This window comes from Streptomyces sp. NBC_00989, from assembly GCF_045162655.1.
In the GTDB taxonomy this organism is placed as follows: Bacteria; Actinomycetota; Actinomycetes; order Streptomycetales; family Streptomycetaceae; genus Streptomyces.
The window spans coordinates 10,500,064-10,521,222 of sequence record NZ_CP108728.1 but is presented as its reverse complement, the minus strand read 5'-3'; the positions used below and the strand labels follow the sequence as shown (position 1 = coordinate 10,521,222).

Annotated in this window: 15 protein-coding genes; 9 read left to right on the top strand and 6 right to left on the bottom strand. The window is 70.6% G+C overall.

What is annotated here, in order from left to right:
- The first annotated feature begins 10 nt into the window (after positions 1-10).
- Positions 11-1,027: a trypsin-like serine peptidase gene (locus OG714_RS47375; protein ID WP_406130599.1), complete on the top strand. Its 1,017-nt coding sequence runs from the start codon at positions 11-13 to the stop codon at positions 1,025-1,027.
- Positions 1,028-1,029: 2 nt separating this feature from the next.
- Complete coding sequence (locus OG714_RS47370) at positions 1,030-3,366, top strand: trypsin-like peptidase domain-containing protein (protein WP_406132186.1); 2,337 nt, start codon at positions 1,030-1,032, stop codon at positions 3,364-3,366.
- A gap of 11 nt (positions 3,367-3,377) precedes the next feature.
- Here the strand turns inward: OG714_RS47370 and OG714_RS47365 are convergent, their stop codons facing one another.
- Positions 3,378-5,828, bottom strand: coding sequence for a hypothetical protein (locus OG714_RS47365; RefSeq protein ID WP_406130598.1), 2,451 nt, complete (start codon positions 5,826-5,828; stop codon positions 3,378-3,380).
- 291 nt (positions 5,829-6,119) lie between these two features.
- Here OG714_RS47365 and OG714_RS47360 point away from each other — a divergent pair, with 291 nt between their 5' ends.
- A complete protein-coding gene (locus OG714_RS47360) occupies positions 6,120-6,293 on the top strand; it encodes a hypothetical protein (RefSeq protein WP_406130596.1) in 174 nt (57 codons plus the stop codon).
- Entirely contained in the window at positions 6,286-11,256 is a 4,971-nt protein-coding gene (locus OG714_RS47355) for a trypsin-like peptidase domain-containing protein (RefSeq protein WP_406130594.1), read from the top strand. The genes OG714_RS47360 and OG714_RS47355 overlap by 8 nt, the downstream gene beginning before the upstream one ends.
- Positions 11,257-11,432: 176 nt before the next feature.
- Here OG714_RS47355 and OG714_RS47350 read toward each other — a convergent pair whose 3' ends face one another.
- Positions 11,433-11,867: a hypothetical protein gene (locus tag OG714_RS47350; RefSeq protein WP_406130593.1), complete on the bottom strand. Its 435-nt coding sequence runs from the start codon at positions 11,865-11,867 to the stop codon at positions 11,433-11,435.
- Positions 11,864-13,066 carry a DUF6973 domain-containing protein gene (locus tag OG714_RS47345; RefSeq protein ID WP_406130591.1) on the bottom strand — a complete coding sequence of 401 codons (1,203 nt, stop codon included), beginning with the start codon at positions 13,064-13,066 and terminating at the stop codon, positions 11,864-11,866. The genes OG714_RS47350 and OG714_RS47345 overlap by 4 nt, the downstream gene beginning before the upstream one ends.
- 350 nt (positions 13,067-13,416) lie before the next feature.
- On the opposite strand from OG714_RS47345, the gene OG714_RS47340 reads away from it, so the two are divergent.
- A complete protein-coding gene (locus OG714_RS47340; protein ID WP_406130589.1) occupies positions 13,417-13,893 on the top strand; it encodes a 4-oxalocrotonate tautomerase family protein in 477 nt (158 codons plus the stop codon).
- 62 nt (positions 13,894-13,955) lie between these two features.
- Here OG714_RS47340 and OG714_RS47335 read toward each other — a convergent pair whose 3' ends face one another.
- Positions 13,956-14,540: a TetR/AcrR family transcriptional regulator gene (locus tag OG714_RS47335; protein WP_406130588.1), complete on the bottom strand. Its 585-nt coding sequence runs from the start codon at positions 14,538-14,540 to the stop codon at positions 13,956-13,958.
- 113 nt (positions 14,541-14,653) lie between these two features.
- On the opposite strand from OG714_RS47335, the gene OG714_RS47330 reads away from it, so the two are divergent.
- The 4 genes from OG714_RS47330 to OG714_RS47315 all read left to right on the top strand — a co-directional run bounded on the left by OG714_RS47330 (position 14,654) and on the right by OG714_RS47315 (position 18,450).
- Complete coding sequence (locus OG714_RS47330) at positions 14,654-15,085, top strand: 4-oxalocrotonate tautomerase family protein (protein ID WP_406130586.1); 432 nt, start codon at positions 14,654-14,656, stop codon at positions 15,083-15,085.
- Positions 15,078-16,088 carry a zinc-binding dehydrogenase gene (locus OG714_RS47325; RefSeq protein ID WP_406130584.1) on the top strand — a complete coding sequence of 337 codons (1,011 nt, stop codon included), beginning with the start codon at positions 15,078-15,080 and terminating at the stop codon, positions 16,086-16,088. The genes OG714_RS47330 and OG714_RS47325 overlap by 8 nt, the downstream gene beginning before the upstream one ends.
- Before the next feature lie 43 nt (positions 16,089-16,131).
- On the top strand, positions 16,132-16,815 hold the full coding sequence (locus tag OG714_RS47320) for a PaaI family thioesterase (protein WP_406130583.1): 684 nt from the start codon (positions 16,132-16,134) through the stop codon (positions 16,813-16,815).
- Positions 16,816-17,013: 198 nt separating this feature from the next.
- On the top strand, positions 17,014-18,450 hold the full coding sequence (locus OG714_RS47315; protein WP_406132185.1) for a CocE/NonD family hydrolase: 1,437 nt from the start codon (positions 17,014-17,016) through the stop codon (positions 18,448-18,450).
- Between the two features lie 42 nt (positions 18,451-18,492).
- On the opposite strand, the gene OG714_RS47310 is transcribed toward OG714_RS47315, so the two are convergent.
- Positions 18,493-19,131, bottom strand: coding sequence for a DUF6518 family protein (locus tag OG714_RS47310; protein WP_406130581.1), 639 nt, complete (start codon positions 19,129-19,131; stop codon positions 18,493-18,495).
- 139 nt (positions 19,132-19,270) lie between these two features.
- A complete protein-coding gene (locus OG714_RS47305; protein WP_406130579.1) occupies positions 19,271-21,127 on the bottom strand; it encodes an RICIN domain-containing protein in 1,857 nt (618 codons plus the stop codon).
- Positions 21,128-21,159: the final 32 nt, after the last annotated feature.

Genomic DNA, 21,159 nt, shown 5'->3' with positions numbered 1-21,159 from the left:
GGGGGCCGACATGGAGTACACGCAGATCTTCGCCGACGCCGAGGTGAGGGAGGAGTTCCTCGACCGCTTCGAGGAGATCAGGGACGCGGCCTCGGTGTCGGGGGGTCTGGAGAGCGTCGGGGGGCTGGAAGGCATCCTGGACGTCGACCGGGCCGCCGGCGCCGTCAAGGCGATGGCCGAGGGCACCTGGCAGGGCGATGAGAGCGGCTTGGAGGCCATCGTCCGACAGTTCGGCAGGCCGGTCTACCTGGTGCGGCGCAACACCTTCGGCACCGTGGCCGACGCCCCCGACGACGAGGCCGAGAGCCGTGTGGTCGCCGCCAAGGTGAAGGCCGCTCGGCGCCGCCTTGAGGGCGTCATTCCCAGCGTGGGACGGATCGATCTGCGCAACCACGACCTCGATTGGGTCGGCACCGGCTGGATGGTGGCCGAAGATCTGGCCGTCACCAACCGCCACGTGGCGGAGCAGTTCGCGAAGAGGGGCCGCGGCGGCTTCAGGTTCCGCGCGAACCCCATGAAACAGGTGCACGCCTACGTCGACTGGCGCCACGAGCACGGCCGGACGCAGGAATCACGGTTCAAGGTGACGGAGGTGGTCTGGATCGAGCCGGACTCCTCCGCCTGCGACGCCGCGTTGCTCAGGCTCGCTCCGACCGGTGAGAACGGCGAGCCTCTGCCGCCGCCGATCGAGCTGGCCAAGGGCAAGGACGGTCTCACCGTGGGCCGTTGGGTGGGGGTGATCGGCTACCCCTTCGTCGGGCGGCACGACGACCCGGAGGACCGCACGCGCATCTTCAACAACATCTTCGAGTGCAAGCGGCTTGCTCCGGGGCAGCTCATCTCGTCCGCCAGCAACCCGTGGATCCATCACGACGCGACGACCCTCGGCGGCAACTCCGGTTCCGTCGTCGTGGACCTGGACACCGGCCGGGCGCTCGGCCTCCATTTCCAGGGGCTGCCGGGGAAACGCAACGACGCCGTACCCGCCGCGGACGTGGCCCGTCTCATCCGGAAGCGCGCCTCGTGACGATGGAGGCCCCGGACTCGGGTCCCGCGCTCCAGGCGGTCACCAACCCCGGCGCCGGAATGCACTCGACCCAGGACGCCAGGGCGAGACTCGCCGAGGCCGAGTCACGGGTCGCCCGTCTGGAGCGCGGCGGCAGCCAGGTGGCCACGGGTTTTCTGGTCGGGCCCGCCCTGCTGCTCACCGTGAGTCACGCGGTCCGGCTGTCACTCGGCGCGTCCGGTGCCGGGCCGGTGGCCGGGATGGTGGCCGTGTTCCCCCGATACGACGACCCGGGGCATGCCGCCGCACAGGACGCTGTGCGGATTCCCCTCATCGAGCTCCTCGACTCCAGCCCACCCGCCCCGGACGACCCGAAGCTATTTGGCGTGAAGACCGCCGAGGACGGTCTGGACTTCGCCTTCGTGCGCCTCGCCGAGCATCCACCCGATGTGGTGGAGCCGAACGGCCTCCTGCGTCCCAGGGCCTACTACAAGCCGTTCGAGGAGGACTACGCCTTCGGCGGCGGCCCGCTGAGTCTCTTCCACTTCCCTCTGCGTCTCCTGGTGGACTACAGCAAGCCCGAGGCGGTTCGGCGCTCCGGCGAGAGCCGTGTCCGGTACCGAGCCGCGAACACCTTGCCAGGTTCGTCGGGCAGCCCCCTCGTCACCGAGGACGGCCTTCTGGTGGCCATGCACCACGGCTTTCACGACAGCTCGAAGAACCAGGGCATCCCCACCTCCCTCATCGCCTCCCGGATCCTGGCAGGAACCCACGCCGAGCTGCTGCGCGACGCCCTCGCCCGCCCGCTGCCGCGCGTCCGGGCTCCGGAGGATCCGGGGATACGGCGGAGCGGGGACGACGCGACACCGGGCGCCGGTGCACGGGCCGTCGGAGCTGCCATGAGCGCCCTGCTCGGCTCCCGTTCCCGTGATGCCACGGTGCTTGGTCCGGACGATCGGCCCGTCAGGGTGACCAGCGCCCGGCAGGTGGCCGCATGTTTCCGGGCCGCCGACCCCCGAGCGGTTCCGGGCATCGATCCGGTCGTAGAGGCCGCTCGCGCGATGGACGCGGCGTCCGGGGACGGAGCGCCGACCGCGGCGGTCCTCACCGCGGCCCTGATCGGGGAGGCGGCCGATCAGCTTGCCAGGGGGAGCGGATTCCGCGAACTGCTCCGGGAATCCGTCGCGGCGCTGGACCTGGCTCGCGCGGCCCTTGCTGATCAGGCGGTGCCGTGTTCCCGTCCGGACGCGGTCGCCCGCGGTGCGACCGCAGACCCGGAGGCGGCCGAGGCGGCATCGGCCGCGGCACTGCTCGCCGGCCCGTACGGCGTCCTGGTCTGCGAACCCGGCGTGACCCGGGCCATCGAGAAGCCGGCCGTACTCCAGGGCCTTCGCGTGCCCGCCGGGTACGCGTTCCCCTACGCCGCCGACGCCCCCGGAACGGACGCCTGGACCCGCCGGACCCGGCTCGAGAAGCCGTACGTGCTGCTGCTCGACTCGGTGACGGGCGACGGCGAGGCCTTCCGCAGACTGCGCGACCGTCTCGGTAGGGAGGGCAGACCTCTCCTGGTCCTCACCACCGCGGACGCCTCCGATCCGCGGAGCGGCCTGCTGCGGGCCCTGCGCGATCCGGCGGACGGGCCGGTGCCGACGGTGGTCCGTGTCCCCGCCGGGCGCCAAGGGCACCAGCGGCTGCGGTCGTTGGCCCTGCTGACCGGTGCCACGGCGCTGACGGAGAGCTCCGGCGTGCTCCCGGGCACCGCCTGGTTCGACGTCCTGGGCCGAGTCCGCCTGGCGGTGGTCTCCGCGTCGGAGACGTTGCTGGTGGGCGGCGGTCACGATCCGCTCATGCTCGGCCGGTGGACCGTCTCCACCCGCGCGCTGTTGGACCTGGCGGACTCCGACGACGAACGATCGGCGTTGGAGGAACAGGTCGCCTGGCTGACCTCACACGCCGTGTCCCTGGTCGTCGGCGCGGAGACGGAGGCGGCGATCGCCGCCCGTACCGAGTCGGTCGAGCGGGCGGCGCACAGGGCGCAGGCCGCGTTGCGGTGCGGCACCGTGCCCGGCGGCGGTCTCGCGCTGCTGCGTGCCCGGGCCGCTCTCTCGGACGGCACCGGGGATCCGGGGACCCACGTGGTGCGCACGGCGCTGGCAGCGCCCTTCCGCGCGCTGGCGTCGACGGCCGGACTTGCCCCGGACGACGTCGAACGGTGGTGTGCCGTCGGCGATCCGGACGCGCTCGACCGTGAGTCGGCGGCCGACCTGTTCGCGGACCGACCGGCGGATGCCGCCGAGACCGTGCTGCTCGCGCTCGACACGGCGAAAGCCGCACTGACCCGCTTCCTCGCAGGCTCCTGACGCCCAGTGAGCTAAGACCGCATGCTCGCGTCTGCGTACGACCCGCTCAGGTACTCCTGAACGTCCTTGTGACGGAACTGGTAGATACCGCCCACCTGCCGCAACGCCGACACCTTGTGGGCGTGTTCCAGGAACCCCATGAGGTCATGTGGAAGATCACCCCGGAGCCACAGCCAGGAGCGCGCCACGACATACCGTGGCCAGGGCCGGACGGCGATGGGCACCCACAGGGCCAGGACGACGAGGAGCACGCTGGCCTGGGCGACCTGCCCGCGGCCGGTCGGGGAGTTCGCCATGATCCAGCCCATGAAGAGCCCGGCTCCCCCGGCGATCATCAGAGCCCACCCGGCGACCAGCCTCCGGTCCCCGCGCAGCAGGATCCGCGGAGACGTGGAGTCGTCGGCCGGCGCGGGTGTCTGAAGCCAGCGCAGGAAACCTGACACCAGCCCCAGGGCCATGCCGACTGAGGCGAACAGGAGCGCGGAGGCCAGCGCGTAGGTGGGCCCGTCCGCCCGCCCGACGTCGGACCAGTGGATGGCACGCATGGTCCCCCAGAAGAGAAGCCCCACGACCACCCCGGCGGCGAACCCCATGCCCGCTCCGCCCGCGACCCGGCGCAGGAAGCCGGTGCCGCGGCGGAACCAGCGCGGTCCCCGTACCGGCCCGCCCGCACCGAGGAGACCGGCGGGAATGCCGAACAGCAGGCCGACCAGAATCCCGACGAGCAACCCGACGGCAGGTCCGTTGGGAAAGGAGACGAGGAATCCCTCGATTCCTCCCATCGGCACCCCGACAGCGAGGGCGGCCGACGTCCGCCCGAGCCGCGGGTCCCCTGCGCGGCTGCCCGATGGTGCCTCCGTCTCCGGGTTCTCCCGACGCGCTCGCCGCGCCGCGGACCTCTTGAGCAGGAACTCGTCGAGCCACGAAGCCACTCGGTCCGGCCCCCACCACGACACGAGCATCCCGGTGCCCAGTGCCGCCGTGCCCAGCTGGAACGCGGCCGCCGCGCCTTCCCCCGCGTCGACCGCGGATGCCGTGGTGATGCCGCCGGCCACGGCCGCGAGCAGTCCCAACAGGCCGCCGTAGACGCCGTGGTGGAGCGCACCGCTCAGCTCCCACCAGGCAAGGTCGGTTCGGTCGATGCGCTCCAGGTGATGGGCCAGGAAGGACAGGTGGCTCCGCGCGTCGGGCCACTTGTCCGGGTTCAGGCGGTGGTCGAAGAGGACGCGCACCGCGTTCTCCAGGATCGCGGCCCGGACGGCGTCGGGGGCGGCACTCGTCAGCCGCTGGAACGGCGTCTCGTCGCCGGCGTCCGCGTAGCCGTACAGATCGGCGAAAAGGCTTGCGGTCAGGGGTGAGGTCAGTGCCGCGCCGAGGGCCGCGAGCAGGTGCGGAGTCACCTCGTGTGCCGGGCCGCCCCGAGCTGCCACCGCTTCTGCCTGAACCATCCACCGCTTGCGCAGCGACGATTCGTCGGACCGGTCGGCGGTCGGTGCCAGCAAGGACCAACTCGGCGGGGGCATCGGCACACCGCGCTCGCGGGCCGCGGCCACCTCGTCCTCCAGCACCCCCCAGCCGTGTTCGAGGCGGCCGAACAGGTCCGCCCATTTTCTGTGGCTGGGGCCGCCCTCTCCGAGGCTGGCGCGCAGGTAGTCCATCACATGCGGAAAGGCCAGCTCGCGTGCCTCGGTGACCGAGGCACCGTGCAGTACCGGCCCCAGGGCCAGGGCTTGCTCGTACTCCTCCGTACGGCAGGCGAGAATCACCGGTCGTGCGGTGGCGAACTCCCTGCGGATACGGCCCAACACCCTGACGACACGCTTCTTCGGGATTTCGTCGAGCCCGTCGAGACAAGGCAGCACATGGCCCCGGTGGAGAAGGTCCCTCGCGGAAACCGCCGACCCCACCTCGGGGTACTCGGCCGCCAGCCGCCCGGCCAGCCAGTCCAGCAGCCCGTGGCGCCTCGGATCGTAGGAACTGAGGGAGAACAGGACGGGCACGGGAGGCAGGGCCTCGGCGTCCTGTGCCCGAGGACCCTGTTCGGCGAGGTCGAGTTCGCGTGTGCGGCACAGTTCGAGCAGGAACAGCAGGAGCAGGGTCGACTTGCCCGAACCGGCCGGGCCGGTGATCACCAGCCGCTGCGGAACGAGCGCGGTGAAGGACTCGACGAGCCCGGCCATGTCCGCCGTGGTGCCGGTGAGCCCGCGCGTGCGGCCGTCGGTCAGCTCCCGTGGCGCGGGCGCCCACTGCGTGTGGAGCAGCCGCGGTCGCTGGAGGTTCGGGGTGAGGCCGCGCTTGTCGGCCTCCTCGGACCAGTCCCGCACCACGGACGCCTGGAGCCGGTCCAGGGCCTGCGCCCTCTTGGGCCCGACGAGCAGATCTTCCTTGCCCGGACGCAGTCTGCGGAGAAGCAGCAAGCAGCCGACGGCGACGACGAACAGGACGAAGAACCAGACTTCCATGTCTGCCGGTGCCTCCTGCGCTCCGCCCTCACGGCCTGGTCCGCACGAGCGCGTGCCGCACCCTACTTGCGCGAACGCGGAGTTGTCCGTCCGTCCGATCTCTACGAGGTTGTCGGGTACGGCAGTTGCATGACTCGCGGTATGTCAACTCGGCCAGGGTCACTGATCAGTTGTCCTCGATGCGAGGCGGCTCCCCCGAACACTCCCGCGTCTCACAGGCACTCCCGTAGCATCCCTTTCGGGGAGCATCGCGGACCAAGCATGCTGTCCCGCCGTCGAGGAGGGGCCCCCTTGGACTATCGGCAGCTGTTCTCCGACGACGAGGTCAGGCAGGAGTTCCTCGACCGGTTCGACGAGATCGCGGCGGGCGCGACCGGCCTCGGCGGGTTCGAGAGCGTGGACGCCGGACTCACCGTCGACCGGGCCGCCGAGGCCGTGGCCCGGATCGTCCGCGCGCATGGCTGATGAGCCTGCCACTCGGCCCCAGGGTCAGGACCTGGACCAGGAGGCGGCCGCCGACGAGGACGGGGTCGCGGGGGCCGGTCTGGAAGCCGTCACCCGGGCGGCCGCCGGTCTGATCGACCCGGAGGATCACATCCAGGTCGTGCACGACATGATGAGACGGGTCGCGCGCATCGAGATCGGCGGCCGTCCGGTGGGAACGGGCGTACTGGTCGCGCCCGATGTCGTTCTGACGGCCAGTCATGTGGTGGGCGCCGCCCTGGAGTCGGGGAGGCTGCCGGACTCCTTGGAGGCTCGTTTCGACTTCGGTACGCCCTCCGGCGCCGAACGGACCGCACCTCACGAGCGCGGCGTACGGGTGCAGTTGACGGAACTGCTCGCGTCCAGCCCGCCCAGCCCCGCCGAACGAGCCACTTCCCCGCTGTCCTGGGACGTGCCGCCGGATCAGCTCGACTACGCCCTCCTGCGCGTCGACGGCGGTCAAGTGCCGTACGCCTTCGACGAGTTGTCCGCAGGCCGTGGCGCACGTGGTCCACGCGGTCACTACCGGCTGGAGCCGGGCACCTACGACTTCCACGGCACGCGCCTGCTGTTCATCGTGCACCACCCGCTCGGCGAGCCGACGCGGATCACGTACACGACCGCCCGGACCGTGATCAACGACCAGGGCACGCGGATCCGATACCCGGAGGTGAACACCATGCCGGGGTCGTCCGGCGGCCCCGTCGTCGACCCCGACGGCCGGCTCGTCGGCATCCACCACTACGCCGCCGGCGGAGTCAACCAGGGCGTTCCGGCTTCGGCGATCGCGCGGGCCGTGGCGGACGGACCGCACGCCTGGATCCTGGACCCGCCGAGCCCCACCGCGCGTTCCCTGATGCTGAGTTGGGTGCCGGAGAACCAGCCCTGGGCCGAGCTCGTGCACGACGTCCTGACAGCCTTGGGACACGACGTGCTGATGGGCCCCGCCGCCGACCGGTCGGGGCACCGCACGCTCCGGGAACACGTGGACGGCGGCGGCAAGGTGCTCGCCCTCGTGAGCCCCGCCTATCTCGCCGACCCCGCCATGACGGACGAACGCGACCACATCGTCCACGACTTCGACCACGCGAGCGCTCCGAGCCGCCTGGTGCCCGTACTGGTCGACGGCGACGCGTCGGGAAGCCTGGCCCTGCTGCCCCAGGTGGACCTTCGTGGCGTGCCCGCCGTCCCGGGCTCGCCGCGCGAGACCCGCGACCAGCCGCACGAGGCCGGGACCGGAACCGGGACCGAGGCCGTCGTACGGCGGCGGCTCGCCTCCGCCCTCGCCGACTCCCCGTCCTACCGCGCGCGTCCCCCGGCCCCCACCTCCCTCCAACCCGCCCTCGGCTTCCGCTCCGACGACCCGCTGCCCCGGCTGCGCCTGCTCAGCGACCGGGCCCTGCGGGCGGCGGGCACGGTCTCCGGGACCGTGTTCGCCGACGCTGAGGAGAGCAGCCAGTTCGCGGCGGGCCTCTACGTCACCCGCGATCTGGAGGAGGAACTGCTGGAGCGGCTGGACGCCGACGCGGTCACCCCCCTCGTGGTCGTCGGGGAGGCGGGATGCGGCAAGACCAGCATCCTGTGGAGCCTTGCCCGGCGCCGCTGCGGAACACCCACCGGGGAGGTGTTCTTCCTCAAGGCGACCTGGCTGGTCAGTGGCCCGTCGGGGGCCGGCAAGGTCGACCCGGACACGCTGGTCGAGGCGATCCGGCGGGCGCGCGACGACGGTCGGACCGTGACGGTCCTGATCGACACCGTCGACGTGCTGGTCAACAACGAGGACGACTGGGTACGGCTGGTCACCGTCGTGCACGCCGCGAAGGACGCGGGTGCCGCGGTCGCCATGACGTCGCGAGTGACGGAGGCGGGCGAACTCCCCTCGGAGTGGCAGCGTCTGCGCCTGAAGGACTACGCCACCGGCGCCGGAACCGGCTCGCACACCACGAGCGAGTTCGAGCGTGCGGTGCTCGCCCACAGCAGGTTCTTCACCAACGACCCGCAGCTGCGGGAAGACCTGATCAGCAGAATGCTGGCGATCGTCGCGCGGGACATCTCCCTGCACCCCCTGTGCCTGCGCCCGCTGACGCTGCGCATGCTGTTCGAGATCTACACGCCGGGCCAGGTCCCCGACGTGGTCGACACCACCGGCCTGTACGAGACGTACTGGGACCACCGGGTGACCTGCGACCGCCGCTCCTGGGACCGCCGTTCCCGGGGTTCCGGTGGCGGCCGCTTCGACGACGGCCCCGATCTCGACCTCGATCTCGGCGATACGGCCATGGCGCTCGCGCTGGAGATGCTGCGGACCGGCCGCCCCGAGGCGTCGGTCGACCGGGTCCGGCTGCCCGCCGCCCTCACCGCCGCGCGGCTGAGGACGGAGGTGGAGCACCTTGAGGCACGCGGAGTGGGCCACGTCGCGGGCGGCGTCTTCCAGTTCTTCCACCAGACGTTCTTCGAGTACGCCGCGAGCCGTGCCCTCGTCCACGGCCACGGCGCCGCCGGACTCGGCTCGCTCGTCGAGCGGCTCCAAGTCCCCGACGGCGAGGACTACTTCCTGCTGGCCGTGCTGGAACAGGCCTGGCTCTGCGCGGACCGTACACAGGAGACCGCGGACGCCGCGACGGCCATGGTCGGGCAGCTGCTGACGACCATCGCCGACGACCTCGACGACGAGCGCACCACCGTCCGCTACGGCCTGCGCCGCGCCGTGTTGTCGGTCTGCGCCCAGAGTTCCCTGCCGTCCCGGGCCATGCTGCCCGACCTGCTGCGCATCCTCGGTTCCCCGCGGCTGGCGCTGCCCGCCCTGCGGCAGTTCCTGGAACTCCTCCCCTCCCCGGGACGCCCGTACGAACCCCGGGACGCCTCCTGTCTCCGGACCGCCGCGGCCCGCGCGGACAACGCCTGGCTCGCCGTCCTGGAGGCGCTCGGCCGCCTGCTGCCCCGCGACCCCGGGCAGGTCGTCGACACCGTACGGATGTCAGGGCTCGTCGAGCGCGCGGTCGAAGGCGGCCAAGAACTGTCCACACGCGGCGAGTTCGCCGCCTTCCTCGTCAGCCTCCTGCCCGCGCGCCCCGGGGACGCCTTCCCCTTCGTCAAGTCCGTCACGCGGGCCGCACTCGAGGCCGAGAACTACCCGTATGTCGCCGAAGTCCTGGTGAGAATGGCCTCGTTGAGCACGGTCCACGGTGAGCCGCGGACGTGGGCCGGCCGGGCGGACGAACTGCTCGGCGACATCACGGTGGCCTCCTCCGTGCTCATCAAGGCGCACGCCTCGGTCCAACTGCCGTATCTGCGCACGCTGTCCTTCACCGACCTGGTCGACCGGCTCGCCGCGCTGGTCCCTCGGTTCTCGGACGGCACCGGACCGACGACCGTGGACCGTTCGCTGCTCAACGCCCTTCTCACCGCCGCCGCGGACGTCTGCCCCGCCGACGCGGACCCGGCCACCCTGGTCGGCCTCCTCGTCGAGGTCACCCGCAGGGAACGGATCGCCGATCTCTCCCGGGGCTCCCTGGTCCGCCTCATGGACTCCGACACCCCTGCCGGCCGGGCCGTTCGCGACCTCGCCGTCGACTGGTTGGTACAGGGCATGCCGATCTCGGAGGTCTCCGAGACGCCCGAAAACCCCGCGGACTCCGCCGACTCCGAGGGGAAGGAACTCGCCTACACCCGCGCCAAAGTGATCCGCACGGCCCTGGAACAGCTCGACCTGCCGCCGTACCGCGTGGCCGACGTGGCCGGGCGCGCGGCCGCCGCATGGCAGTCACCCGACGGGAACCCCGTCCAGGTCTGGCGGTCGGGCACGTGCCTGCTCCCGCTGCTGGTGCGTGGCACGTACTCCGGCATCCCCGAGGCCCGCACCGCGATCGGTGAACTCCCGGGCGGGTTCGCCCTGAGGGGGCCGGACATCACGGCCTGGGTGGACCCGTACAAGAAGCACGCCTCGACCGTCGAAGAGGCCGGGCTCATGATGGACCTGCTCCTGCGCATCGGCGAACTCCAGCACGCCAAACGGATGTTGGTGAACGGTGTGACCCTCGACGACGCATCGCTGACCAGGCTCACCGCCTCGGCCGTCGAGACCCTGCGCGCCGCCGTACCGCCCGTCCGCCCGAAGGGCATGAGTCCCCAGGCCCGTACGAAACTGAAGGCCCTGGCCGAACTCCTCGTCGTACTCCAGCGACAGTCCGGCTCCCTCGGCCTCCCCTGGGAAGAACTGGCAGGGTGGATCGACCGCATCCCCGACCCCCTGGCCGTGGGCTGGCTCGTCGAACTCGTCGGAGCGGGACTCGAGCGGAACCAGTACCCGCCCGAGGATGCCCTGCGGCTGCTGCGCGCACAGTGCGGCGCCGACGGCACGCGCGCAGGCGGCACACTCGACTGCGTGAGTGAGCTCGGCCGCAAGGCCCGCCTGTGGTGCGTGTGGTGGTACAGCGTCCACGGCACGGTCTCGGATGTTCCCGAAGCACTCCGGCTGACGTTCCACGAACCCGTCGACGCCCGCGCCGTCATCAAGCTGTGCAACTACGTCTTCACGGACCGGCGGAAGGCCCCGCTCACCGAGGAGGAACGCACCGACCTCCTGCTCGACGTCGGCCGACGCGTGCGGGCAAGCACCCTGGGCTCGGCACGGCGCAAGGACATCGCCCAGGCGTGGCGGGCGCCCATGTGGTCCTTCGTCCCGGACGGCAGTACGGACACACAGTTGCGGATCGTCCGCGAACTACCCCACCTGGACGATGTGTTCGCCGCGGATCTGCTCCAGTGCGTCCCGGTGAACCGCACACCCGAACTGCGCACCGCACTCAGAGAGGTGACAAGCCGCCCGGACCTCGGCGCCCGCCTCCAACGAACCGTGCACCAACTCCTGGACCAGCACAAGCGGAACTCCTCGGAGGGCGGCTGGCCCGACCTCTTCACGGACCTGACCCGCAACGAAGGCTGACGGCGCGGGCGGCGACGCGCGGCGCCCAGGCGCTGTTGGACTTCGGCGGGACTCTCGATTCGCCCGACGTCGGATTCGACGTGCGGCCGTCCCGTTCGGTCAGGACCAGTGCCGCCCGTCGTTCGCCACGAGCAAGCAGGTCGGGCGGAGCCGGTGCCGGCTCCGCCCGACGCGCCTCAGGCTGGAGTGCCTCGCAGCACGGTGCTCGTCTCGGTCAGGCACGACAGTGCGACCGCGCAGCTCGCCACGCTCGCCAGCACGCCGATCAGTGTGTCCGGGCCGGAGGCCCCGGTGGCGACCGTTCTCAGGAACATCACGGCGACGGCGACCTCACCGAGTCCGAGCAGGGCGAGCCAGCCGACGCGCAGTGCGCGAGGCGCCCTCTCCCTGACCCGCGCCGAGCCGAGCAGGGCGGCCCCGCCCGTCATCGCCAGGACGGCGACAACGACCAGCACCGCGTACAGCGCGTTGCCGGAGGTATCGGGATCCGTGTGGTCGATTTCCGCGGTGTCGAGCGCCAGGAAGGTGAACGCGAACTCGAGCAGGGCCACATACGCGACCTGAGCGAGCAGGAGCACAGGTACGACCCGCCGGTGGAACATGGTCGTCATGCGTTGCTCTTCACGAGACGGCCACTCTTGATGATCCACAACTTGCCCTTCGAGACATGGCTCTTGCACGAGCTCCGGGTCTTCTTCCACGCCTCGGCCTTCGAGTAGCGCGCTTTGTAGTATCGGCCGATCTCACGGCCCTTCTTGTTGTTCTTGAGGTCCATCTCCTTGTCCACGCCCTTGGACTGGGATTCGTGGCGGGTGGCCACCTCGTAGGCCGTCTCATGGTCGACGAAGACTTCCATCAACGCGTTCCAGTAGCAGTGCCGGAAGGCGTCGCCGGTCCCCTGGAAGAGGGTCCTGTCCGGGTAGAGGTCCTGGGCGTACCTGAGGGCGGTGCCCGCCATCTCCCGTGCCTTGGCGCAGTCGTACGGATTCCAGAAGCAGTAGCTGCGCTCGGCCGGCGTCACCGTGTAGCTGGAGCCGCTCGGGTCGAGCAGCACCGGGTACGCGAGGGTCTGGCCGGCCGCCGGGGCGAGGGAGACCTCTATGTCCGATCCGGTCGCCTTCATCGATACGGGCACTGTGGCGCCCTTGGCGTCGACGGCTACCGGCGCGCTGAGGAACGTGACCAGGTCGCTGTTCGCGTCGGCGATCATCAGTGTGTTGTCGGCGACGGCCGAGATCTCCTGGCCCGGCCGCAGGTCGACCTTGTAGACGAAGGTCTTCGGCGCGTTGGCGCTGCGCAGCAGGTGGAAGAGTTCGACCTGGCTGGCACTGCCACGGACGGCGACGGTGTCGGCGTCCGTCTGGGTGCCTGCGTAGATCACCAGACCTGTCTCGCTCAGCTCGGCGGTCGCCGAGGAGGCCACCGGGAGGTCGATCAGCGTCTGGGCCGCTCCGTCGGCGCTGTTGCCCGTCAGTGTGCCGACGGAGGACGACGGCAGCTCCGTCGTGGCCGTCTCGACCGCGGAGTCCTCGGTCTCCGTCTTCTCCGGATCCTCCTGCTCGACGTAGCCGGCCGGGGTGTCGTCCTCGTCCGCGATCTCCTCGTCCAGCTCGTCGGTCTCCTCCAGCCCGTCGGCGGGATGCAGAAGGTCCGCGAAGTGGGTCTCGGCGATCTCGTTGGCGAAGGGGACGGCCAGAGTTCCGGCGATGTTGCCGGCCCGGAAGGTGTACTCGGCCCAGTCCGACCAGACGCCGGCGGCGTTCCTGACCCGCGCGGTCAACGTGTGCGTGCCGCGCGTCGTGGGCGTCAACGTGAGCGTCGACTTGCCCGAGGCCAGGGTCGTCGTCTGCGCCGAGCCCGACCCGCTCCCTTACTTGACCCGCGCCCTCGACGCCCCCGTCGAGAACCTCGGCGCCCGCACCCCGAACTCCCGGTATGGGCTTGCTCGGTCCGCTCCGACCTTCGCCGACCGGATCTCACCGACTCACAGCGGGCCACTGACGCCCGCCGTCTGGCGGCCGCCACGTCCGCACAAGTCAGTGCGCCGCTGCGCCGCATGCGCAGCGGCGACCGGGGCAACAACCGCCCGGATCGCACATATGACACTCGTTATATATCTGATGTAGAGTCACCTTATAACGATCGTCATAGGAGGCACTCGTGACCGTCATCACCGTGAACACCCCGAAGGGCCGTCTGAGCCTTGAGGAACGCCGGACGCTGGCCGGGACGTTGACGGACGCGGTACTCGTACCGGAGGTCGGTCAGTTCGCGCCGGCCGCGCGGGTCGGGTTCCAGGTGCACTTCGTCGAGCGCGAGCCGGACATGATGGCGATCGGCGGCCGTCTGCTTGCGGACACCGACCCGGGGCTCGACGTCATGGTGATCGACGTGGCGGTCATGGACGGGGACTGGCGTCGGGAGGTCCGGGCCGAGGTCATCGAGCGCGTCCTGGCCGCGATGGCCGAGGCCTGCGGGCTGGCGGCGCCTTCACCGGCCTGGTGGGTCAACTTCCGGGTCATCGACGAGGGCAGTTGGGGCTCCAGCGGCGGAGTTCTCTCCGTCCTCTCCCTTCTCGACAGCGGCGTGTTCACCGAGGAGAAGATCAAGGCGATCCGCACGGCGCTAGACGCCTGAGCCCGAACGCCCCGCGCCCCGCGCCCCGCGCCCCGCGCCCCGCGCCCCGAGGAGCCTCAGGCTCAGCGGGCGAGCGCGTCGTCGATCAGCGCTTCGAGCTGCTGCGCCACCTGGTCCAGCGGCTTCATGCTGCGCTTGGCCCGGCTCATGGCGATGGCACCCTCGACGGACGCCACGATCAGGGCCGCCAGCCCCGGGGCCCGGTCGTGGTCAGCGCCGTGTTCCCGTAGCGCCTCGGTGAGCAGCCGCTCCCAGTCCTCGAACGCCTCGGCCGCCGCTGCGAGCGCCGGCGGGATCTCGTCGGCCGGGGGCTCCTCGACGGAGACGGCCAGCACGGGACAGCCGGCGCGGAAGTCGCTCTCGACGACGATGCCGCGCCACAGGGCGAGAAAGGCGCGCAACCCGGCGACCGGTCCCGCGTCCAGTTCCTTGCGCAGGAGACGGGCGACGGCCGTACCCGCGTACTGCACCGCCTCCGTGGCCAACTGCCGCTTCCCCTCCGGGAAGTAGTGGTACGTCGAGCCGAGCGGAGCCTTGGCGTGTTTGGCCAGGTCCCGGATGCTCGTGGCGTTCAGGCCGCGCCTGCTGATCATGTCGGCCGCACCGGCCACGATGCGGTCACGCGACGGCGCACTGGATCCGGCCACGGCGATGCCCCTCACTGGATGTCTCTGGATATAACGCTCGTCATAGTCTAGCGTGAGCCCCGGATATAACGACTGTCATAGACCGCGTGTGCAGCGCAAAGGGAGATTTCGACATGCCGATGATCCGCCTCACCGTCCCGCCCGGTTCCCTGACCGAAGAGGGCCGCAAGACCGTCCAGCGCGACCTGGCCGCCGTCCTGCTCCGCTGGGAGGGAGCGCCCGACACCGCGTTCTTCCGCGCCCAGGCGTGGAGTTACCTCGTCGAACTCCCCGAAGGCGCGCAAATCACCGCCGAGGACGAGGAGCCCCGCTTCCTCGTGGACGTCACCGTCCCGCAGGGCGCGCTGTCGGAGCGTCGGAAGGCGGGCCTGGTCGAGGACGCGACGAAGACGGTGCTGGGCGCCGCCGGCTTGTCCCAGGACGACGCTCTGCGCGTGTGGGTGCTGGTGCACGAGCAGGCCGAGGGCACCTGGGGCGCGGGCGGCTCGGTCATCCGCTACGCCGACCTGGTGGCACTGGCGAAGGGGCAGCGCGCCGATGCGTGAACTGACCTACGTAGCGAAGCGCACCGTCGAGTGGCGCGAGGCGCCCGACCCGAAACTCCAGTCGGACCAGGAGGCGATCGTCACCCCGGTCGCCGCCACCTCGTGCGACGTCGACTCCGCGATCCTGGCCGGGCACGGCTTCATCGACCCGCCCTTCGCCCTCGGCCACGAGTGCGTGGCCCGGGTCGTCGACATCGGCGACGCGGTCACGGCCGTGTCCCCCGGCGATCTGGTCGTGGTCCCCTGGTCCATCAACTGCGGTACCTGCGACCACTGCCGCGCCGGACTCACGGCCCATTGCACGGCCGTACCGCACATGGCGATGTACGGCGCGCCGATCGGCGGCAGTTGGGGCGGCCTCTTCTCCGACCTGGTCCGAGTGCCGTACGCGGACGCCATGTTGGTGCCCCTGCCCGAGGGCCTCAATCCGGTCGCGATGGCCTCGGCCAGCGACAACTGGTCCCTGTCCTGGCGCCTGGTGGCACCCCACCTCAAGAACAAGCCCGGCGCCCGCGTCCTGGTCGTCGCCCGCGGCAGCATCGGTCTGTACGTGTGCGACATCGCCCGCGCGCTCGGCGCCTCCGACGTCCTCTACGTCGACCCGGACCCCGAACACCGCGAACTGGCCCGCAGTTACGGCGCCGCCACCGCCGAGACGCTGGAGCCGGTCCGGCACGGCTTCGACATCGCCGTAGAGGCGACCGGCCGCGTCGAGCAGCTCGCCCTGGCCGTCAAGTCCCTTGCCCCGGAAGGCATTTGCGAATCCGCCGGCAACCACTTCCGCCCCGGTGAACTGCCCCTGCTCGACATGTACCTCACCGGCGTCACCCTGCGCATCGCCCGCGACAACGTCCGCAACCACATCCCCGACGCCCTCGAACTGGCCGCCTCGGGCAAGGTCGACCCGGCACGGGTCGTCTCCCACGTCCTCGACTGGGATCAGCTCCCCGACGAACTGCCCGAGAGGCGCCTCAAGCCCGTCTTCGTCCGCGCCGACGGCTGACCGCGCCCTAACCACGACCACAACACCCCGACCGAGAAACTTGATGAACGCAATACCGACCGAATCCCCGGCGACGACCCACGACACAGCAGGCACGACAGGAGCGGAACTGGACCTCCAACGGGAGGCCATTACCGCTCTCGGCTACGAACTGCGGGCCCTCGTGGACGCGACCGTACGCACTGCGGCCCCGACCGAGGTCCTGCACCGGATCACGGACGAAGTCCGCCTTCTCAGAGGGCAGTTGACCGGTCGGCGACGTACCCGGGCGGAGATCCCGGCCGTCGACGAGTTCCCCGGGGAGATACGGATGTACAGCCCCGTGACGGGAGCCGGGAGCCCTCTCGCTCCGCCCATGCAAGTGACCGCGGACAGCGGAGGCGCCGTCGGTCGCTGCACCCTCGGTATCGCCCACGAAGGACCGCCCGGCTACGGGCACGGCGGCATGAGCGCCATGCTGCTGGACGAACTCATGGGCCGGGCCTGCATCGCCGCCGGCCTGCCCGGCATGACGGTCTCCCTCCAGGTGCGTTACCGCCGACCCGTCCCCCTGGAGACGCCCCTCTGGGTCCACGCCCGCGTCACGGGAACCGAGGGCCGCAAGGTCTTCGTGGACGGCTCGATCAGCACCGAGGACGACCCGTCAGCCGTCGTGGTCACCGCGGACGGCGTCTTCGTCACGCCCGACCCCGACCGCACCCGCGCCCTGTTCCCTGACCTGCGTTGAGCGCCGCCCATGACACGGACCACTGGCCGGCATCCGACCTGGGGAGCGACCTGGCTGTCGAGCGCGATCTGCCGGTGCCCATGCGGGACGGGGCCGTCCTCCTGGCCGACCGATGGAGCCCGGAGTCCGGCGGTGACGGCCTGCCGATACCACTGATCCGTACCCCGTACCCCGTACGGCCGAGCGGGCACGCTCGCGCTGGGCGCGGCCAAGCCGCTGGTCGAGCGCGGGTTCCAGGCGGTGATCGTGAGCGCACGCGCCACCTTCGGTTCCGACGGCCCGTTCAACCCGTTCCTGTGCGAGCGCGAGGACGGCCTGGACGTCCTGGACTGGGTGGTGAAGCAGCCGTGGGCCGGTGAGTCGATCGTGCTCGTCGGCGCCAGTTACGTCGGCTACACGCAGTGGTCCGTGGTGGACGCCGTGCCGCCGCAGGTCAAGGCGATGGTTCCGGTGGTGTCCAACGCGACCTTCGCCATGGCGTTCAACCGCGAGGGCGGCTTCGCCCTGGAGACCCCGTTCACCTGGGTGGTCCAGGTCGAACGGCAGGAACGCAAGTTCGCCAACGTGCGCAACGCGCTGGACGAGCGGGAGATCCTCCAGGCCATGCGCACCCTGCCACTGGGCCAGGCCGACGTCGGCCTCCTGGGCCATCGCAACAGCTACTTCCAGAACGTCCTCGACCACGACGGCGACGGCCCGTTCTGGCAGGCGGCCGACCACGTCGACAAGGTCGCCGACATCACCGTCCCGGCGAGCCTCGTCGGCGGCTGGTACCACCTGTTCCTGCCCAACCAACTGCGCGACTTCCAGACCCTGCGCCGGACCGCACCGGACACCCCGCACCGCGTCACCATCGGACCTTGGGCGCACTGGGCGATGGCGATGGACGGACTGGCCACCCGCGAGGCACTGGAGTGGGGCCTTGCCGTCGCCAAGGGCGAAGCACCTCCGGAGCGCGCTCCGGTACGCCTGTTCGTCATGGGCGAGGACAGGTGGCGCGACTTCCCCGCCTGGCCGCCTCCGGGATACGAGCCCCAGCGCTTCCACCTCCAGCCCGGCGGCACCCTGGCCACCGACCTGGCCACCGACCTGCCCGCCGACTCGACCCCGGACGACTACCAGTACGACCCGGCCGACCCCACCCCCGCGGTCGGCGGCGTCCGCATGTGGACCCTTCAGAAGTACGGCCGCGTGAACAACGCCAAGCTGGAGGCCCGCCCCGACGTCCTCACCTACTCAACTCCCGCCCTGGACAAGGATGTCGAGGTCGTTGGCGAGGTGAGCGCCGAGATCTTCTTCCGCTCCAGCCTGCCGTACGCCGACGTGTTCGTGCGCCTGTGTGACGTGGACGAGAAGGGGCGCTCGACGAACGTCTGCGACGGCCTGATCAGCCTCGCCGACGCCGACGAGACGACGTGCGCGAAGGTCCAACTCTGGCCGACCGCCTACCGTTTCAAGCGCGGTCACCGCATCCGGGTGCAGGTCTCCAGCGGTGCGTTCCTCCGCTTCAACCGCAATCCCGGCACGGGCGAACCCCGGGCCACCGCCGTCACGCTCCGGGCCGCCACTCAGCAGGTCTTCCACGACCCGGAGCATCCTTCCGCGATCGTGCTGCCGGTCCGGCAGGTCTCCTGAAGAAGCTCGGCTCGCTGTGAATCCGGTGGCCGTCCGCCGGACTCACAGCGAGCCGAGCAGGCCGTTGAGGATGCCCTCCTCGGCGAGGTAGAAGGCGAGACCACTCAGGGGAGCGAGCACGGCGCACAGCCAGTAGCGGTGCACTCCGGCGCGCGCCAGATAGACGGTCAGGAGAAGGGTGAGCAGCGCGCCGACGCCCAGGAAGACGGCCGCCTCTCCCCAGTAATGGAGCGTCCATCCCAGCCAGAGCCCCTCCCCCAGCACCACCATCGCGATGACCGCCCCGGCCACGGCCCGTACGTCACCTCGCCCGCGCCGTACCGTCCATCCTGCCCAGCCCAACAGCGGTCCTCCGGCCAGCCCCGCCACAGACCACACCGCGGCGGTTCCGAGCCCTCCGGTCCCGAAGGTGTCCCCGAGTGTGGACGCCGAGTAGTAGCCGACGCAGGTTCCGAGCATCATCAACGCGCCGCCCCACAGGGCGAGTTGCCGGGTGCGGATCAGTGCACCGGCCACGGCGGTCCAGATGATCCAGGTGGACGCCGAGTTGGTAGCCCGCTCCAACAAGGGTGACACCCCGTGCAGGCCATACGTCGCCCAGCCGAGCAGCAACCCGAAGGCCACGGTCGCGGCGAGGACGGTGACGGGGGCGTCGTAACGGGACGCGGTTGTGGTCGTCATGGCCGATCACTATACACATAGCGTATACGTTCAGTTCATAGTCGCCGGGTCCAGAGCGAATCGAGGTCCGTTCCGGTCGAACGATGTGGAGGGGCAGGGCATCTGAGCCGCCCCTCCACATCGTCATACGCGACAGCCGTCAGCTCTTGCCGGACAGCCGCCAGATCTGGTTCTTCTTGGTGCTCAGTACGCTCGCCGCGTCACAGGTCCACTGGTGGATCAGCGCGCCGGCCGTGGTCGAGACGCCGGTGACGTCGACGCACTTGCCGCTGTGGACGGCGACCAGTTGGTAGTCGTGGGTGTTGCCGAGCGCGGTGACGGGGTTGAGGGTGAACTGCTGGTTGGTGGCGCCGTTGCAGGTGTACTGGATGACGGCGGCACCATCGGTGGTGGAGGCGCCGGAGACGTCCAGGCACTTGCCGCTCAACTCGTTGACCACGGTGTAGGTGTTGGTCTTGCCGGTGACCGGCTTGAGGTCGAGCATCTGCTGGTAGCCGCCCTCGCAGTAGTACTGCTGGTACTGCGTGCCGTTGGCGGTGGAGAGGTTCGTGTCGTCCAGGCACTGGCCGCTGTTCTGGCTCACGGCGACCGTGGACACCGTGGCGTTGGACGGGGGCAGCAGCGTGACGGTGTAGCCGTCCTTGGCGTTCGTCCACGGCAGGCTCACCGAGGCGGCGTTGCCGCTGACCGTGAGAGTGGTGTCGGCGATGGTCTCCGGGCCGGTCACGGCGGCCCCGCTGTTGTACGGGACGCGCTGGACGACGGCACGCACCTGGCTGTTCTCGACGACGGACGTGGTGTTGAGCCCCGTCAGGTTGACGGTGACGGTGCCGGTGTTGCCGCTGCTGCCGAGCAACACCTTGGCGTTTCCTGCCGAGTTGTCCTTGGTGGCCAGACCGTCGGTGCCGGTGCCAGGCGTGAGCTTGACGATGTTGCCGGTCTGGGAGCCGTAGTAGCGGTACATGAACCACTCGCCGAGCGGCAGGTACTGGCCCGCGCTGTTCTTGGTGAGCAGGTTGGCCTCGTTGTCGTGCAGCGCGGTGCCGGAGGCCCAGTTGCCGCGCAGACCGTCGGCGCCGGCCCGCTCCAGGCGGCCGATGAACCAGGCGCCGCCGCCCGGGGACTGCATGGACAGGGTGGCGTACTCGTTGATCTGGTAGGCGCGGGTGTTGGTCAACCCGGCAGCTGCGAGCGTGGAGTTGGCGCGGCCGACGTCGGTGGCGGGGTCACCCGGTTCGTCGTGCCAGCTGTAGATGTCGGGCGCGACGTTGTTCGCCTTGATGTACGTCAGATACGTCGTCCACCAGCTGTTGGAGGAGTTGGGCTGGCCCGCGATGCTCGGGCCGACGATGAGCTGGGCAGGGAAGGCGGCGCGCACCTTTGCGTAGAAGCGCGACCACATCTGGAGGTACTGCGTCTGGGACGCGCCCCAGAAGCCGCTGCCGTCGGGCTCGTTCCACAGGTCCCACTGGACCGTCATGTTGTTGGCCTTGACGTCACTGATGAGCTGGGTGACGAAGGCGTCGAACTGGGTCCAGTCACCGTTGTCGCCGGGCCAGCCCTGGCTGGTGGTGCCGTCGGCGCCCCACAGGTCGTGCGGCAGGAGGACGAAGGTGCCGCCGAGGGCTGCGGTCCGCTTGTACTGGGCGAGAGTTGAGGCCCAGCGGGTCTGGTAGTCGGCGAGGCTGGTGGCGTAGCCGCCGCTGTTGAGCTGGGCGCCCCCGGCTCGCATGAAGTGCCACTTGATGTCGGTGAAGAAGTGGTCCTGGGGCAGCGAGCCGTCCGGGGTCATCCCGTAGATCATGCCGGAGGCGTGGTAGGTGGGGGCGCCGCCGGCGGTGGAGAAGTCGACGGTGACGGAGGTGTCCGCGGCCTGGGAGGGGGCGGCGGGCAGGAGGGTCCCGGCGAGTGCGGCGAACAGGGTGACGAGAGCCGAGGCCGCTCGCCGTCCGGGGCGGTGTCTGCGTGCTGTTCGGGGTGGCGGTGTGGTGTGCATGGCGGCTCCTGGTTGAGGGGGTGCTGCCTGGG

Bases quoted from the DNA above. Each gene is read 5' to 3' on its own strand.
- OG714_RS47325 (WP_406130584.1), top strand. From the start codon at position 15,078: ATGCGTGAACTGACCTACGTAGCGAAGCGCACCGTCGAGTGGCGCGAG.
- OG714_RS47375 (WP_406130599.1), top strand. From the start codon at position 11: ATGGAGTACACGCAGATCTTCGCCGACGCCGAGGTGAGGGAGGAGTTC.
- OG714_RS47365 (WP_406130598.1), bottom strand. From the start codon at position 5,828: ATGGAAGTCTGGTTCTTCGTCCTGTTCGTCGTCGCCGTCGGCTGCTTG.
- OG714_RS47350 (WP_406130593.1), bottom strand. From the start codon at position 11,867: ATGACGACCATGTTCCACCGGCGGGTCGTACCTGTGCTCCTGCTCGCT.
- OG714_RS47355 (WP_406130594.1), top strand. From the start codon at position 6,286: ATGGCTGATGAGCCTGCCACTCGGCCCCAGGGTCAGGACCTGGACCAG.
- OG714_RS47320 (WP_406130583.1), top strand. From the start codon at position 16,132: ATGAACGCAATACCGACCGAATCCCCGGCGACGACCCACGACACAGCA.
- OG714_RS47305 (WP_406130579.1), bottom strand. From the start codon at position 21,127: ATGCACACCACACCGCCACCCCGAACAGCACGCAGACACCGCCCCGGA.
- OG714_RS47310 (WP_406130581.1), bottom strand. From the start codon at position 19,131: ATGACGACCACAACCGCGTCCCGTTACGACGCCCCCGTCACCGTCCTC.
- OG714_RS47370 (WP_406132186.1), top strand. From the start codon at position 1,030: ATGGAGGCCCCGGACTCGGGTCCCGCGCTCCAGGCGGTCACCAACCCC.
- OG714_RS47330 (WP_406130586.1), top strand. From the start codon at position 14,654: ATGCCGATGATCCGCCTCACCGTCCCGCCCGGTTCCCTGACCGAAGAG.